Consider the following 15,175-nt stretch of genomic DNA (forward strand, 5'->3'; position numbering starts at 1 on the left):
TGTCCCCCCACCTCGGTCAGCCGAAGAGTCTGGGAAGAGTGCTCTCGAACGTCTCGCGCAGTTCCGTCATCGGGACGGAGAACTGCCCTTGCACCTCGATCGAGTCCGAGCCCTCGTCGACGACGCCGATGCGCGCCCACGGCAGACCGCGGGCGGTGCACATGCCGGTGAAGCGAGTTTCTTCTGTGCGCGGTACCGCGACCAGTACGCGGCCCGAGGACTCGGAGAACAGCGTCACGAACGGATCGGTGCCCTCGGGAAGGATGATGCGGCAACCGGTTTCGCCGGCCAGAGCAGCTTCGACCACGGCCTGGGCGAGGCCGCCCTCGGACAGGTCGTGTGCCGCCGAGACCAGTCCGTCACGCGAGGACGAGAGCAGAATGTCGGCCAGCAACTGCTCGCGGGCCAGATCGACCTTCGGCGGTACGCCACCGAGGTGATCGTGCTCGACCTGCGCCCAGATGGATCCGTCGAACTCGTCGTGGGTGTCGCCCAGCAGAATCAGCGTCTCGCCGGGTTCGAGGCCGAGACCGGTCGGGATGCGGCGATGCACGTCGTCGATGACGCCGAGAACACCGACGACGGGCGTCGGCAGGATCGGCTCGGCACCGGTCTGGTTGTAGAAGCTGACGTTGCCACCGGTGACGGGAATGCCGAGGGTGACGCAGCCGTCGGCCAGGCCGCGCACGGCCTGCTGGAACTGCCACATGACGCCCGGATCCTCGGGTGAGCCGAAGTTCAGGCAGTTGGTGACGGCCTTGGGGGTCGAGCCGGTGACCGCGACGTTGCGGAACGCCTCGGCCAACGCGAGCTGCGCACCCCGATACGGATCGAGTGCGGTGTAGCGGCCCGACGCGTCGGTGGCCAAAGCGATTCCGCGACCGGTCTTCTCGTCGATGCGGATCACGCCGGCGTCGGCGTTCTCGGCGAGGACGGTATTGCCGCGCACGTAGCGGTCGTACTGCTCGGTGATGAACCGTCGGCTGCACAGCTGCGGCGAGCCGATCATCTTCAGCAGCGTCGCCTTCAGCTCGTCTCCGGTTTCCGGGCGCTGCAGCGACGCAGTAGTGTTCGCCACCAGGTCGTCCTGAGTGGCGGGACGCTGCACCGGACGGTTGTAGACCGGTCCCTCGTGCGCAACGGTCTTCGGCGGAACATCGACGACGGTGTCGCCGTGCCAGGTGATCTGCAGATGCTCACCGTCGGTGACCTCACCGATGACGGTGGCCAGCACGTCCCACTTCTTGCAGACGGCCATGAACGCGTCGACGTTGTCGGGCGTCACCACCGCGCACATGCGTTCCTGGGATTCGCTCGAGAGCACCTCGGCGGGCGTCATGCCGGTGGCGCGCATCGGCACCTTCTCCAGCTCGATGTGCATGCCACCACTGCCTGCGGACGCGAGTTCCGAAGTGGCGCAGGACAACCCGGCACCTCCGAGGTCCTGGATGCCGACGACCAACTTGTTGGAGTACAGCTCGAGGCAGGCTTCGATGAGCACCTTCTCGGTGAACGGATCGCCCACCTGCACCGCAGGCAATTTCTTTCTGCCGCCGCCGGTCTCGTCACCGTCGAAGGTCTCCGAGGCGAGGACGGACACGCCGCCGATGCCGTCGAGACCGGTTCGGGCACCGAACAGAATGATCTTGTTGCCCAGGCCCGACGCGAAGGCAAGATGCATGTCCTCGACGCGCATGACGCCGGCACACAGAGCGTTCAGCAGGGGGTTACCGGCGTAGGAGGCGTCGAACACCGTCTCGCCGCCGATGTTGGGCAGGCCGAGGGAGTTTCCGTATCCGCCGACGCCTGCGACGATGCCACTCAGAACGCGGCGCGTGTCGGGTGCATCGGCGGCACCGAAGCGCAGCTGGTCCATGACAGCGATCGGGCGAGCACCCATGGCCATGATGTCGCGGACGATGCCGCCGACGCCGGTGGCTGCACCCTGGTAGGGCTCGACGTACGACGGGTGATTGTGGCTCTCCACCTTGAAGGTGACGGCCCAACCGTCGCCGACGTCGACGACGCCCGCGTTCTCACCGATACCGGCGAGCATGGGCTTGCGCATCTCGTCGGTGGTGGTCTCGCCGAAGTACTTCAGGTGCACCTTCGAGGACTTGTACGAGCAGTGCTCGCTCCACATGACGGAGTACATAGCCAATTCGGCGTCGGTGGGCCGACGGCCGAGGATTTCCTTGATGCGGACGTATTCGTCGTCCTTGAGTCCGAGTTCCTTGTACGGCTGCGCAACGTCGGGGGTGGCGACGGCGTTGGAGACGGTGTCTGTGGGTACGGAGCTAGCGGACACGAGGAATAGGTCCCTTCGATGGAGCGAAATGCCAGGGAGAGTCTATAAGGTGCCACCGACATGTACGGCATCGGACGTACGTGCCTCGTGCGAACATCAGCAGATGGACATCGCACTGACCGAGGACGATCTGGACGAAACGGGCGTCATCGACCCGTCGATGGTGGCCAAGGGAGTCGACGTCCCGTCGAAAGCCGTCGTCTGTTTCTTCTCCGAGGTCATCGAGAGCATCTGCGCGAAAGGCGACGCCCGAGTCGTCTCGATCATGCGCTCCGAGCACGGCGAACACCCCGTCTACGAGATCGAACGGAACGGGCAGAAGCTTGCCGTCTTCCACCCCGGCGTCGGCGCGCCACTGGCAGCGCTGTTCCTCGAAGAGGCCATCGCGATGGGATGCACCCAGTTCGTGGCCGTCGGCGGTGCGGGGGCATTGTCCGACGACCTGGGCATGGGGCACGTCATGGTGGTCGACAGCGCCGTCCGCGACGAGGGCACCTCGTTCCACTACCTACCGCCGGGCCGAGTGGTCGACGCCGATCCGGACGGAGTAGCCGTGCTGCAGTCGGTGCTGACCGACGCCGGAATCGACTTCGTCACCGGCCGCTCCTGGACGACGGATGCGCTCTACCGCGAGACCCGGGCCCGCGTCTCCCGTCGCGTCGAAGAGGGCTGCCGAACCGTCGACATGGAAGCCTCGGCCTTCTGCGCCGTTGCCCGCTTCCGCGGAGTGCGATTCGCGCAACTGCTGTACGCCGGCGACTCCCTTGCCGCCGACTGGGATCACCGCGGCTGGACCAAGGCAACAACAGTGCGCGAACAGTTGTTCTGGCTCGCGGCGGATGCGTGTCTGCAACTCGATCCTGTGTAGCGCGCGGGTCCGCTGCGCTGGGCCATCGGGATTCGCCGCGCTGGGCCATCGGGATTCGCCGCGCTGGGCCATCGGGATTCGCAAACGCGCGCGCGTTTGCTGAATCACCCCGGATTAGGTAGCGAATCCGCGCGCACCTGACGAATGCGCGCGCGTTTGCGATTGCCGAACGAGGAACGATGTCGCGCCGCGGTATTCGGCTTCCGCCCACACCCTCCGACCCATCGGGATTCGCAAACGCGCGCGCGTTTGCTGAATCACCCCCGATTAGGTAGCGAATCCGCGCGCATCTGACGAATGCGCGCGCGTTTGCGACCGGTGATCGGGCTCAGGCAGGGGCGAGAAAGGCCGCCAAGGCGTCGGCGTACAGCTTCACGTCCGCGGCTCCCATCAACTCTCGCGAGGAGTGCATGGCGAGCTGCGCTGCACCGACGTCCACCGTCGACAGTCCGGTGCGCGACGCAGTGATCGGTCCGATGGTCGATCCGCACGGCAGATCTGCGCGATGTACGTAGCGCTGCAGAGGAACTCCAGCCTGATCACACGCGAGCGCGAAGGCACCCGCACCCGCGGAATCCGTTGCGTAGCGCAGATTCTGGTTGACCTTGAGCACCGGTCCCCCGCCGAGCTCGATACGATGCGCAGGCTCGTGCCGATCCGGGTAGTTGGGATGCGTCGCATGCGCCATATCGCCCGATGCACAGACGGATCCGGCCATCGCGCGGAGAAACTCCTCACGACCACCGCCGCGTCCGATCACGATGCGCTCGAGCACGGTGTTCAGCAGATCCGAGAACGCGCCGCGGTCGGACATGCTGCCGACTTCCTCGTGATCGAACAACGCAAGCACCGGCGTCACGGCAGTCGGATTCTCCACTGCCGCAAGCAAAGCCTGAGTTCCGGCGTAGCAGGTACCTTGATTGTCCAGACGCGGCGCGCTGACCAGCTCGGACTCGACGCCCACGACGGCACTGGGCGCGAGATCGTGTGTCATCAGCTCCCAACCCAACACCGAATGCGGGTCGACGCCTTCTCGCTCGGCGACGTAGGAGATGAACGACTGCGGCGAATTGCCTACTCCCCAAATGGCATTGACGTGCCGCTGCGGATCGAGGGTGACGCCCTTACGATCCTCGGACAGGTGGATCGCCAGCTGAGGAACTCGCAGAATGGGCTCGTCGACCTTCACCAGCACCTCGCGCACGGCATTTCCGTCGCGCACACTCAACCGGCCGGAGATACCCAGATCGCGGTCGAGCCAGGAGTTGAGCCACGCGCCGCCGTACGGTTCGAGGCCCACCATCTGCCAGCCTGCGGACTGCAGATCGGGATGCTGCTTCACGCGGAGGTTCGGGCTGTCGGTGTGTCCGCCGACGATGCGGAACGGGCCATCGGGAGTGGAGCCTGCGGAACGACCCGAATCACGCTCGGTACTCCACGCGACGAGTGAACCGCCGCGGATGAGGTAGTAGCGACCCGCCTCGGTCGGCCATGCATCGGTCTCGTCCAGACGCACGAACCCGGCATCCTCGAGCTGCACCGACACCGTCCGACACACATGGAACGGGGACGGGGAGACGTCGACGAAGTTGCAGAGACCGGTTGCGGAGGCGTGAGTCGACATGGGAACCATTGTGGCAGCCGCCGCGTCGAACACCTCGAGAGCACACACCGACCGGGGGGACAACGTCATGAAATTTCATTCTTTGCCTGACTACGGCGCAGTTCATGCGACCACATTCGCCATAGTGCGGATGAAGACGATCGAAGCATTTCGCAAGCGAGGGGTGGTGGTTCACCGCGAGGACGCGACGACTTTGGCGGTGGGCTCGGGCGTTCGTATGTCACTGAACAATGTGTTCGCTCGGTGCTCCAGGGTGAGTCGATCGGCGTGGGACGGCATCATCGCCGGCCATGTCGACCTCATGATCGAGACGATGCGCGAGGCGGATCCCACGTTCTTCACCGGACTGTCGGACGACGAGTTCCACTCGAGGCTGCGCGAGCGCGTCATCGCTCCGTCCGCCCTGGCGGCTATGGGTGAGTGCGAGTACGAGTATTCCGTCCCGCTACTCGACGTGCCGGGCGCACCGAGGCGGGTACTGAACCTGTCTTCTCCAAATCGCGCTGTGACATTGGCAGATCGACATCTCGTAGGCCGAGACCTGAACGCCGCCTGGGCAGCCGGCCGAAGGAACACCGCAGCGCTGAAGTTCGAGGACGGCCGAATTCTCAGCAGAAACAGCGTCGACATCGAGGTCCTCAGCGGCGATTCGATCTACCTCGCGTCGAAAGTCGCCGATATGTCCACGCTGATCTCCGCACACCTCGGCGAATGTCTGTACGGCGTATTGTTCGTCGTTCCCAATGCCTACGAGTTCATTTTTCACCGGCCACGCAACGCCGACGTGGCGCTCGCGGCAGCAGCCGAGCTCGCCGATCTGGCAGATATGTTCAGTCATGACACACCGAGCCCACTGTCACGCTCGGTGTTCTTCTGGCGAGACGGCGAGTACTGCGACGTATCGAGCGGGCCCACGGGAGTTTTCGCCTCTACCTTGGCAGAGCTGCGAGCGTGCGCGGCCTGACCGCGATCACGTGCCGGTAGACCCGCTATTCGGGCGGCGGAGTGGTGGGCCGTCCGGCTGCAGCGTCGCGAATCCAGTCGGGTACAGGTTGATGATCGCGTTCGGCCATGGTGATGTACGCGCGGGCAGCGGCGGCGGCGACCGTGGGCCGTGGTGCTCTGACGTTGCGTTCGTCGGTGGTCATCGCGGGTCCTCCTGCTCGCTCTCGCCGTCAGTGTCCTCGGTTTGTGCCGGTGGCGCGAGTGCTCGCCTCAACGCCAGGGTCGGTCACCGGGCCATAGATGTCCCAGCCGAAAGCGACTCCGAGGACGGCGAGCACACCGACGATCAGGGTGACCCACGATTGGGCGGGCATCCGCTCAGTGCGAACCGGACACGCAGAACGAGTTGCCGTCGGGATCGGTCAGGGTGGCCCAACGAAAGTCGCCCATGGTGTGCTGCGCAACTTCACTCGCACCCGCCTCGAGGAGGCGCGCAACCTCAACGTCGAGGTCACCGGTGGTCATGTCGAGGTGGACGCGATTCTTGCCGGGCGTCGGGTCGTCGATCTTCTGGAAGGCCATTCGATACGGCGCGGCGGGGAGTTCGACGACGTAGAACCAGCCGTCGTTCTCCTCCACGATCGTTCCGTCCACCTGCGCCGCCCACCAGCGTGCGAGCGGTTCCGGATCGGTGGTGTCGAACGTGATCATGCCCAACGTCAGTGTCATGGCGGCACGATAACCGCGGTCACCGACAGGTTCGGGTCAGGCGTTGACGATCGTGTCCAGTGCCGAGTAGAAGATGCCCAAGCCGTCGTCGCTCGGTCCGGTCAGTGGCTCGGTGGCGTGTTCCGGGTGCGGCATCAGACCGACGACCCGACCGTTGGCCGAGGAGATACCGGCGATCCCGCGCTGCGATCCGTTCGGGTTGGTGCCGCTGTAGCGGAAGACGACGCGTCCCTCGCCCTCGAGCTCGTCGAGCACGCTCTGCGGTGCCTGGTACCGACCCTCGGCGTTCTTGACCGGAATCAGGATCTCCGCACCGGGCTCGTACCGCGACGACCACGCAGTGTCGGTGTTCTCCACTGCCAGCCACTGATCGCGGCAGACGAAGTGGAGCCCTTCGTTGCGGGTCAGTGCGCCTGGAAGCAGCCCCACCTCACAGAGCACCTGAAAGCCGTTGCAGATACCGAGAACCGGCATACCGCCCTCGGCTGCTTTCACGACGGACTCCATCACGGGAGCGAAGCGGGCGATCGCGCCGGCCCGGAGGTAGTCGCCGTAGGAGAATCCGCCGGGTACGACGATGGCGTCGACGTTCTTCAGATCGGCGTCGGCGTGCCACAGGCTGACGGCTTCTCCGCCGGCGAGGGTGACTGCGCGGGAAGCGTCGACGTCGTCGAGTGTTCCGGGGAAGGTGATGACACCTACGCGGGCGGTCATGAGATGCGGGTCACTTTCCAGTCCTCGATCACCGTGTTGGCGAGCAGCGATTCGGCGATTTTCTCGAGCTCTGCGTCGTCGACGGAATCGTCGATCTCGAGCTCGAAGCGCTTGCCCTGGCGAACGTCGGACACGCCGGAGATTCCCAGCCGGCCGAGCGCACCCGCGATCGCCTGACCCTGCGGATCGAGAATCTCGGCCTTGGGCATGACATCGACAACGACTCGGGCCACGAAAGTGCTCCTTGAAATACGTACAGCAAGACAGTTACCGGCAGGTGGGAGTCTACGCAGCCCTGGCGGGAGGCGCGAAACCGCGCTTACTGTGGAGTCCATGCGGCTGACTCACTTCGGACATTCCTGCGTTCTCGTCGAACTCAACGGCACCACCGTCCTGTTCGATCCGGGCACGTTCTCCCACGGGTTCGAGGGCATCACCGGACTCGATGCCATCCTCGTCACCCATCAGCACCCGGATCACGTCGATCTGCAACGGCTTCCCGCTCTCGTCGAGGCCAATCCGCGAGCGGCACTGCACGCCGATCCGATGACCGCGGGCCAACTCGGCGGCAAGTGGGCGGCGGCTCCTGCAGGCAAGGCCTTCACTGTCGGCGGCATCACCGTCACCGGCGTGGGCGGCACTCATGCCGTCATTCATCCCGAACTGCCGGAGATCGACAACACCGGCTACCTGCTCGGCACTCCGGAGAATCCAGGCCAGCTGTTCCACCCGGGCGACTCGCTGTTCGTCCCCGAGCAGCAGGTCGACGTGCTCGCGCTTCCCGCAGCCGCACCGTGGTCGAAGCTCTCCGAGACCGTCGAATTCCTGCGCGCAGTGGCCCCGAGGATGGCGTTTCCCATCCACCAGGCCATCGTCGCGGAACAGGCGAGGGGCGTCTACTACGGCCGCTTCAAGGAGATGTCCGACGCCGAAATCCGCGAACTTCCCGAGGAATCGTCCGTCTCGATCTAGCCGGTGACCTCGGGCGGGAGGGTGCCGATCATGGTCACCTGCGTCCCGTCCCAGCGATAGTCGATCGTCACCGGTCCGCCGGTGGGATTGGCGTTGGCGTCGTCGGCGAGTGGCCAGCGGTAGTTCACCGTGACGGTATCGACGGATTGTGCAGCCACAGAAGTGAATCCGTAGGGGTCGAGCGTGGCCGTGCCCAGATACTCGGCGTCGTGGAAGAACAGCAGATGCGTCGGCGAGCTCACCGTCGCGCCGTACGGCAGCGCTTCCACCCAGGTGAACGACGCACACGGATCGCCCATGTCGGTGGCGACCCACGGTGAATCGGCGAACACCAGCGGCAGCGAGTCCACGGCCTGTGTCACCGGCCCCGACGCCAGATCCAGGCATTGCGGCTCGTCGTCAGGCGGGCCCATCGGAACCAGGTCGCCGGCCTCCTCGGGCGGGGTCCGCTGCGGTTGCGTTCCTTCGGTTGCCGGATCCGGCGTCACCTGTGCTGGGCTTTCCGGTGTGGTCGCCGAAACGGCCGAGGACGGCGCTGCCGACGGCGTTCCCTGCTCCGACCCGCCGCACGCGACGAGAGCTGTTGCACCGACTGCAAGGAGCAGAAGTCGTTTCATGTAGACCGCCTGGTTCGATTTGTCCGACGCCAGATATGTCCACTCGCAAACATGTTCCGTTACATCACGTTTCGGTCATGAGGGCGTAACCTCCGCAGCGATCTGCCTTTTTCGCACCACTACGCGCACATTTCGCGACATTCCCGCGGATATTGCTGCACAGTGGAGCACCAGTTGCACACTGGAGCGCGTGTCATTCAGGCCAGCCGATGTCGAGCCCAACCAATTCACGAATTGCCGACTCGTCGACCGTGTCGAGTCCGTCGAGGAATGCGACGGCGAAGGATCCCGGCCGCGATGTCGACCGGGCCGCGATCTCCGACGCCACCGCAACATGCGCGTGCGCCGCGACGGCACCGATCAGCGCAGTCGGCGACACCGAGCAGTAGGCAGCCGTCAGCGCACCGAGCGCACACCCGGTAGCCGTAACCCGTTGCAGCAGAGCGCTTCCGCCGCCCACCTTCACCATGCCGTCGGGGCCGAGAATGTGATCGGTCTCCCCCGATGCAGCCACCACCTCGGCTCGGTCCAGCAAAGAACGCGCCGCATCGACCGAATCTGCCGCGTGCGCAGACGAATCCACTCCCCTTGATCCGCCCTCAGCGCCCGCCAGACCCATCACCTCGGACGCGTTTGCACGAATGACGCTGGGCCGGTTGGCAAGTAGATCGACAGCAACACCGGTTCGCCACGGCAGTCCGCCCGCTCCCACCGGATCGAGTACCCACGGCTTCCCCGCTGCCCTCGCTGCGGCCGACGCCAGGTGAGCACTCTCCACCTGCGCCGCCGTCGGGGTCCCCAGGTTGACCAACACCGCGTCGGCGATCTCGGCGAAGCCGGCCGCTTCCTCGGGGTTGTCCACCATCGCCGGCGCGGCCCCGGCTGCCAACAGTGCATTGGCGACGAACTGCACCGACACGGTGTTGGTCAGACACTGGACCAGCGGATTGCGATCGCGCAGAAGACGATGTGCGTGGGCGATGTCGTCCAGGGTCACACTTGAGGCACTCATCGATCCGAGTCTACGACTGCACCCACCCCGTTCGCGTCAATGGACCACTGCACACGTCTGAGCGCTGGAGTGTCACATTCACGCAGCTACTCGGTGCGCGTGAATGGCGCTTTGCATACGTCTGGGGAGTACAAGGGTCCATTGACGCGGAGCCGGGGGGGTGCAGCGAGGAACTACGCCACGCGGGCTTTGGTTCGCGGAATCCATTCGTACACGGCGGCCTCGGCTCCGTGGTGCAGGGAGAGGTCGATCGCGTCGAGGATTGCCTGTCGCGGCGCGGGCCGTCCGAGTTGCTTGGCACTGATGGCCAGGCGCACCACTCCGTCGCGTCGGGCGGTGCGGCCTGCGCCGAGTACCAGAGCTTTGAACCACCACGGCTCGGCTTTGAATCCTTCGCCGATTCCCCACACCCGAGCGCGAACGACGCCGTCCCGGTCGAGGTCGTGAATACCGTTCAACGCAGCCAACATTCGGAATCCCGCGTCTGGGAGTGCCTCGACCGCACCGGGTGAGGCAATCCAGCGAGGAGCAGCGAACACTCGGGTGCGCAGGCCGGTCTGCTCCATGACGCGGTCCGCGGCCATCAATCGAAGTCGGGCTTCGTGACGCGGCAGTGCGGAGAACTCGGAGCGTCGACGCTTCGTCGCGGCCTGGTCGTAGCCGTGCAGAACGATCGCGTCGCCGCCGTCGCGTCGGGCCCGCAACCACTCCTGGGTGGGCACGTCCGCTGCGAGGCGGTACTTGTCCTTCAACCGAGGCGCGACGAGCAGCGACAGCGGGACGCCCCGTCCGTCGAGTATCCGCGCGAACTCGGCGGCGTGCTCGTAGGTGTCGTTCTTGATTCCGCTCACCGACACGATCAGGCGTCCAGACATGACTCGAGCCTCGCACACCAGCGTGAACGAGGCTCGACGTCGATGCAGACAGAAGCTAAACGGCGATCGTTTCCTTCGGCAGGATCTTGTCGATCGCGGCGAGCACCTCGGGGGCGTCCGGCTCGGTGCGCGGACGGAAGCGGTTCGTGACGACTCCGTCGGGCGAGATCAGAAACTTCTCGAAGTTCCACTGGACGTCTCCGGCCTTGCCGTCGGCGTCCTCGGCCTGGGTCAATTCGGCGTACAACGGATGCTGGTTGTCACCGTTGACGTCGACCTTCTCGGTCATCGCGAACGTGACGCCGTACGTGGTGGAGCAGAAAGTTTCGATTTCTTCGGCGGTACCGGGCTCCTGGCCACCGAACTGGTTGCAGGGCACTCCGACGACCGAGAGGCCACGGGCCGAGTATTCGTTGGCGAGCTTCTCGAGCTTCTCGTACTGCGGGGTCAGTCCACACTTGGAGGCGACATTGACCACGAGGACGGCCCTTCCGGCGTACTCGTCGAGCGAGGTGGGCGCACCACCCAGCGTGTTGATGCCGATGTTCTGAACTTCAGTCATCACCCGAACTTACCTGTGAGTACCGACAGAATGGAACCGACGTACAAATGCAAGTACGACCCCGCTGGTGGCGGGGTCGTACTTGCGTTCTTCCGAACCGGGCGACGGGGGGATGCGCGGCGCCCGGCAGGTGTTACGCCTTGGCGGCGGCTTTTTCGATGACGACCTGCTTGTCGGCGGGTCGGTCGTCCTCGGGGAGGTGGTCGTCGACCATGGTCTCCTCGTCGAACGGCAGTCCGCCGTCGAGGACGGTAGTGACCCGATCCTTGTCGATCGTCTTGGTCCAGGTGCCGACCAACAGCGTGGCGACTGCGTTGCCGGAGAAGTTGGTGACTGCGCGAGCCTCGGACATGAACCGGTCGATTCCGACGATGATCGGGACGCCGTCCAGAAGCTGGGGAGCGTGACTTTCCAGACCGCCGGCCAGCGTGGCCAGACCAGCTCCGGAGACTCCGGCTGCGCCCTTGGAGGCAATGATCATGAAGAGCAGGAGCGAGAACTGCTCAGGGATCGAGAGCGGCAGGTTCATGGCGTCGGCGATGAAGATCGAGGCCATCGTCAGGTAGATCGCGGTGCCGTCGAGATTGAACGAGTAGCCGGTGGGGACGACGATGCCGACGGTGGTGCGCTCGACTCCCACGTGCTCCATCTTGGCGATCAGACGCGGCAGAGCCGACTCGGAGGAGGACGTGGCGACGATGAGCAGGTACTCGCGAGCCAGGTACTTGACCAGCTTGAAGATCGAGAAGCCGGAGACGAACTTGAGAATCAGGCCGAGGAAGAAGAACACGAAGATGAAGCACGTGATGTAGAAGGCGAGCATCAAAGTGCCGAGCTGGATGACGGCGTCGAATCCGGTCTTACCGACGACACCGGCGATGGCACCGAAAGCACCGATCGGGGCGAGCCACAGGATCATGGTCAGGATGCGGAAGACGAGCTTCTGCACTGCACCGATGCCTTTGAGGATGCCTTCGCCACTCTTACCCATGGCCTGCAGTGCGAACCCGACCAGGATGGCGACGAACAGCGTCTGGAGCACGGATCCCGCGGTGAGGGAGGACAGCAACGACGTCGGGATGATGCCGGCGATGAAGTCCATCGTGCCGCCTGCCGCCTCGGCGTCGGCCGCATACTCCGCACCTGCACCCGCCGTGGGGATGTTCAGGCCATCACCGGGCTGGATCAGGTTGCCGACGACCATGCCGATACCGAGCGCGATGGTCGACATGGTGAGGAAGTACGCCAGCGCCAGGCCACCGACTCTGCCCACGCTCGCCGCGGCCCGAACCGATCCGATACCCAGGACGATGGTGCAGAAGATGACCGGGCTGATCATCATCTTGATCAGGCTGACGAACAGCGTGCCGAGTACGGCCAGCGAGACGCCGAAGTCCTTCCAGATCAGGCCCACGATGACACCGGAGATCACCGCAATGATCACGGCAATGTAGAGCCAGTGGGTCCTGTCGCGCTTCTTCTTGGGCTCGGTGGGCGGGATCTCGTGCCGCTCGCCATCGATGATTGTCATGAATGTTCCTTCTGGTTTCAGGTGAAGCGCGAGTCGAACTGCTGACTTCGTGACTACGGGGAGTGGAGTGAGGTGCATCACCCCTGCTGAGAGATGATGTTGCTCGACGCCGTGACAGGAGTCACCTATACGTTCATTTCGTTCACACCGAATGTTCTTGCTCGAAAGGAATGCGTTGTCCTCGAAGCGCCCGCTGAGCGTCGCCGGCCAGGTCTTGGTCTTGCAGCTCGTCGTCATCGGCGTCGTCGTGTTCGCCGGCGGCATCCTGACGGTGCTCAACGAACGGTCCAACAGCGACGACGCGACCCGACGCGAAGTCACGGCGATCGCGGTGAGCATCGCCAACGAACCGTCGACGCCTATCGCGATCGAATCCGACGACCCGACGTCGCGGCTGCAACCGGAAACCGAGAAGATAAGGCAGGTCACCGGCGTCGACTTCATCGTCGTCATGGCTCCGGATCGGACCCGATTCACGCACACCACCGTCGACCTGATCGGTAAACCGTTCAGCGGCAACATCGATCGCGCATTGCAGGGCGAGACGTTCACGGAGACGTACGTCGGTTCTCTCGGTCCGTCGATCCGTTCGGTCACACCGGTCACCGACTCGTCCGGCGAGATAGTCGGGCTCGTTTCGGCGGGAGTCACCCGGCAGAAGATCAGCGATCAGTTCTTCCAGGGCCTTCCGCTCATCATCGGGGTCGTGCTCGCCGCTTTTGTCGTCGCCGCAGCGGGTTCGACATTGCTCAGCCGACGGCTCCGGCGTCAGACACTGGGAATGGCACCGGCGGAGCTGCGCACGATGTACGAACATCACGACGCCGTCCTGCACTCGATCGGTGAGGGACTGCTTGTGTTCGGCCGCGGCGACGAGGCGGAGTTGGTCAACGACGAGGCCCGACGCCTCCTCGATCTGCCGGAGGGCCCGGTCTCGTTCGAGTCGTTGCCGGAGTCGATGCAGCAGATGGACACCGGCATCGTGCGCGGCGAATTGCATCTGACGAAGGATCGCGTGCTCGTCGTCAACCAGGATCCGGTGATGTGGGAGGGCCGACGCCTGGGCAATGTTCTGACGATTCGCGATCAGACCGAATTGCGTTCGTTGATGGGCGAATTGGACTCGGTCCGCAGCTTTGCGGAGTCGCTACGTTCGCAGGCTCACGAGTCTGCGAACAGGCTGCACACCGTCATCACCATGGTCGAGCTCGGCCGACCCGAGGAGGCCGTCGAGTTCGCGACGGCCGATCTCGAACTCTCCCAGACGCTGATCGACCGCCTGATGAACTCCGTCGGCGAGCCTGCACTCGCGGCGCTGCTGCTGGGCAAGGTCAGTCAGGCCGCCGAGCAGGGCGTGGAGCTGACGATCACCGACGACACCGCGATGGAACACGAGGGTGTGCTCACTGCCCGTGAATTGGTCACGCTGGTCGGCAATCTGATAGACAATGCGATCGATGCCTCGAAAGAATCCGACCAACCGTGGGTCGAAGTGACGGTCCGCGACGCCGACGGTGAACTCGTCGTCCGGGTCGCCGACAGCGGTCCGGGAATGCCGCCCGAAACGCTGAAAGCTGCTCTGCGGCGTGGCTACTCGACCAAGTCCGGCTCGCGCGGGCTCGGCTTGGCATTGGTAGCCCAGGTGATCACGCGCCATCGAGGCACTCTGACCTCGGAAGTGACGTACGGATCGGTCCTGGTTGCGACCATTCCGGGAGCTACCTCGTGATCCGGGTGCTGATCGTCGACGACGAACCGCTGATCGCCGAGGCCCACAAGACGTACGTCGAGCGCACCCCGGGCTTCGAAGTGGCCGGGGTGGCGCACACCGGAGCCTCGGCCATGCGCTTCGCCAGTACCGAGGCCGTCGACCTGGTGTTGCTCGACATCGGCCTGCCCGACGCGAGCGGCATCGACGTGGCCGCCGCGCTCGGCGGTCTGCGACCGAGCCCCGACGTCATCGCCATCACCTCCGAGCGGGATCTGTCGGTGGTGCGTTCGGCAGTGGCGCACGGCATCGTGCTGTATCTGCTCAAGCCATTCACCTTCGCTGCGTTCCGCGACAAACTCGAGCGCTATCGCGAATTCCATGCCGCATTGCCGGCCGGGGAGAACGCGTCGAGTCAACGCGACATCGACCGCGCCATGGCACATCTACGGACGGCCGACGAACGCGTCTCGACTCCCAAAGGCATTGCCCCGCAGACGATGGACGGCATCACCGCCAGCGTCAAGGAAGCGGCCGACGGACTCAACGCATCCGAGGCCGCCAAGGTCGTCGGAGTCTCCCGAGTGACGGCATGGCGATACCTCGAACGCCTCGCCGACGACGGACTGGTCACCCGGCACACCGAATACGGTAAGGCCGGGCGACCGCAGGTCCGCTACGTGTGGCGTTAGAGCGGCTGCGCCGCATGT

The 15,175-nt window shown here is 64.8% G+C and carries 16 protein-coding genes; 5 read left to right on the top strand and 11 right to left on the bottom strand.

Features of this window, described 5'->3' with window-relative positions:
- Positions 1–16: 16 nt before the first annotated feature.
- Positions 17–2,308: a phosphoribosylformylglycinamidine synthase subunit PurL gene (gene purL / locus AABD04_RS18955; RefSeq protein WP_341442101.1), complete on the bottom strand. Its 2,292-nt coding sequence runs from the start codon at positions 2,306–2,308 to the stop codon at positions 17–19.
- A gap of 103 nt (positions 2,309–2,411) precedes the next feature.
- Between purL and AABD04_RS18960 the strand changes: the two genes are divergently transcribed.
- Positions 2,412–3,176: a nucleoside phosphorylase gene (locus tag AABD04_RS18960; protein WP_341442102.1), complete on the top strand. Its 765-nt coding sequence runs from the start codon at positions 2,412–2,414 to the stop codon at positions 3,174–3,176.
- 328 nt (positions 3,177–3,504) lie between these two features.
- Here the strand turns inward: AABD04_RS18960 and AABD04_RS18965 are convergent, their stop codons facing one another.
- Positions 3,505–4,809, bottom strand: coding sequence for a M18 family aminopeptidase (locus AABD04_RS18965; RefSeq protein WP_335741949.1), 1,305 nt, complete (start codon positions 4,807–4,809; stop codon positions 3,505–3,507).
- Positions 4,810–4,867: 58 nt separating this feature from the next.
- On the opposite strand from AABD04_RS18965, the gene AABD04_RS18970 reads away from it, so the two are divergent.
- Complete coding sequence (locus tag AABD04_RS18970; RefSeq protein WP_341442103.1) at positions 4,868–5,764, top strand: hypothetical protein; 897 nt, start codon at positions 4,868–4,870, stop codon at positions 5,762–5,764.
- A 25-nt stretch (positions 5,765–5,789) separates the two neighbouring features.
- Here AABD04_RS18970 and AABD04_RS18975 read toward each other — a convergent pair whose 3' ends face one another.
- The 4 genes from AABD04_RS18975 to purS all read right to left on the bottom strand — a co-directional run bounded on the left by AABD04_RS18975 (position 5,790) and on the right by purS (position 7,421).
- Positions 5,790–5,948, bottom strand: a complete 159-nt coding sequence (locus tag AABD04_RS18975) for a hypothetical protein (RefSeq protein ID WP_341442104.1) — start codon at positions 5,946–5,948, stop codon at positions 5,790–5,792.
- 175 nt (positions 5,949–6,123) lie between these two features.
- Positions 6,124–6,474: a VOC family protein gene (locus tag AABD04_RS18980; protein ID WP_341442105.1), complete on the bottom strand. Its 351-nt coding sequence runs from the start codon at positions 6,472–6,474 to the stop codon at positions 6,124–6,126.
- Between the two features lie 36 nt (positions 6,475–6,510).
- Entirely contained in the window at positions 6,511–7,188 is a 678-nt protein-coding gene (purQ, locus tag AABD04_RS18985; protein WP_341442106.1) for a phosphoribosylformylglycinamidine synthase subunit PurQ, read from the bottom strand.
- Entirely contained in the window at positions 7,185–7,421 is a 237-nt protein-coding gene (purS, locus tag AABD04_RS18990; RefSeq protein ID WP_032371340.1) for a phosphoribosylformylglycinamidine synthase subunit PurS, read from the bottom strand. The genes purQ and purS overlap by 4 nt, the downstream gene beginning before the upstream one ends.
- Positions 7,422–7,521: 100 nt before the next feature.
- Between purS and AABD04_RS18995 the strand changes: the two genes are divergently transcribed.
- Positions 7,522–8,160, top strand: a complete 639-nt coding sequence (locus AABD04_RS18995) for an MBL fold metallo-hydrolase (RefSeq protein WP_341442107.1) — start codon at positions 7,522–7,524, stop codon at positions 8,158–8,160.
- Here the strand turns inward: AABD04_RS18995 and AABD04_RS19000 are convergent.
- The 5 genes from AABD04_RS19000 to AABD04_RS19020 all read right to left on the bottom strand — a co-directional run bounded on the left by AABD04_RS19000 (position 8,157) and on the right by AABD04_RS19020 (position 12,757).
- A complete protein-coding gene (locus tag AABD04_RS19000) occupies positions 8,157–8,777 on the bottom strand; it encodes an LppP/LprE family lipoprotein (protein ID WP_341442108.1) in 621 nt (206 codons plus the stop codon). The genes AABD04_RS18995 and AABD04_RS19000 overlap by 4 nt on opposite strands.
- Before the next feature lie 193 nt (positions 8,778–8,970).
- Entirely contained in the window at positions 8,971–9,789 is an 819-nt protein-coding gene (gene thiM, locus AABD04_RS19005; protein ID WP_341442109.1) for a hydroxyethylthiazole kinase, read from the bottom strand.
- 173 nt (positions 9,790–9,962) lie between these two features.
- Entirely contained in the window at positions 9,963–10,664 is a 702-nt protein-coding gene (locus AABD04_RS19010; RefSeq protein WP_341442110.1) for a DUF2334 domain-containing protein, read from the bottom strand.
- Between the two features lie 55 nt (positions 10,665–10,719).
- Positions 10,720–11,229 carry a glutathione peroxidase gene (locus AABD04_RS19015; protein ID WP_374230235.1) on the bottom strand — a complete coding sequence of 170 codons (510 nt, stop codon included), beginning with the start codon at positions 11,227–11,229 and terminating at the stop codon, positions 10,720–10,722.
- Between the two features lie 130 nt (positions 11,230–11,359).
- Positions 11,360–12,757 (bottom strand): cation:dicarboxylate symporter family transporter, encoded by a 1,398-nt coding sequence (locus tag AABD04_RS19020; protein ID WP_341442111.1) that lies wholly within the window; start codon positions 12,755–12,757, stop codon positions 11,360–11,362.
- 151 nt (positions 12,758–12,908) lie between these two features.
- Between AABD04_RS19020 and AABD04_RS19025 the strand changes: the two genes are divergently transcribed.
- Entirely contained in the window at positions 12,909–14,486 is a 1,578-nt protein-coding gene (locus AABD04_RS19025) for a sensor histidine kinase (protein ID WP_243593862.1), read from the top strand.
- The gene (locus tag AABD04_RS19030) at positions 14,483–15,157 is read left to right on the top strand and encodes a response regulator (RefSeq protein WP_243593863.1); all 675 of its coding nucleotides are present in this window, start codon (positions 14,483–14,485) and stop codon (positions 15,155–15,157) included. The genes AABD04_RS19025 and AABD04_RS19030 overlap by 4 nt, the downstream gene beginning before the upstream one ends.
- Positions 15,158–15,175: the final 18 nt, after the last annotated feature.

The organism is Rhodococcoides navarretei, assembly GCF_038069675.1.
Taxonomy (GTDB): Bacteria; Actinomycetota; Actinomycetes; order Mycobacteriales; family Mycobacteriaceae; genus Rhodococcoides; species Rhodococcoides navarretei.

Excerpts from the sequence above, each read along its gene's own strand:
- AABD04_RS18965 (WP_335741949.1), bottom strand. The coding sequence starts at position 4,809 with ATGGTTCCCATGTCGACTCACGCCTCCGCAACCGGTCTCTGCAACTTC.
- AABD04_RS19010 (WP_341442110.1), bottom strand. The coding sequence starts at position 10,664 with ATGTCTGGACGCCTGATCGTGTCGGTGAGCGGAATCAAGAACGACACC.
- thiM (WP_341442109.1), bottom strand. The coding sequence starts at position 9,789 with ATGAGTGCCTCAAGTGTGACCCTGGACGACATCGCCCACGCACATCGT.
- AABD04_RS19020 (WP_341442111.1), bottom strand. The coding sequence starts at position 12,757 with ATGACAATCATCGATGGCGAGCGGCACGAGATCCCGCCCACCGAGCCC.
- AABD04_RS19000 (WP_341442108.1), bottom strand. The coding sequence starts at position 8,777 with ATGAAACGACTTCTGCTCCTTGCAGTCGGTGCAACAGCTCTCGTCGCG.
- AABD04_RS18980 (WP_341442105.1), bottom strand. The coding sequence starts at position 6,474 with ATGACACTGACGTTGGGCATGATCACGTTCGACACCACCGATCCGGAA.
- AABD04_RS18960 (WP_341442102.1), top strand. The coding sequence starts at position 2,412 with ATGGACATCGCACTGACCGAGGACGATCTGGACGAAACGGGCGTCATC.
- AABD04_RS19025 (WP_243593862.1), top strand. The coding sequence starts at position 12,909 with ATGTTCTTGCTCGAAAGGAATGCGTTGTCCTCGAAGCGCCCGCTGAGC.
- AABD04_RS18995 (WP_341442107.1), top strand. The coding sequence starts at position 7,522 with ATGCGGCTGACTCACTTCGGACATTCCTGCGTTCTCGTCGAACTCAAC.
- AABD04_RS18970 (WP_341442103.1), top strand. The coding sequence starts at position 4,868 with ATGAAATTTCATTCTTTGCCTGACTACGGCGCAGTTCATGCGACCACA.
- AABD04_RS18975 (WP_341442104.1), bottom strand. The coding sequence starts at position 5,948 with ATGACCACCGACGAACGCAACGTCAGAGCACCACGGCCCACGGTCGCC.
- purQ (WP_341442106.1), bottom strand. The coding sequence starts at position 7,188 with ATGACCGCCCGCGTAGGTGTCATCACCTTCCCCGGAACACTCGACGAC.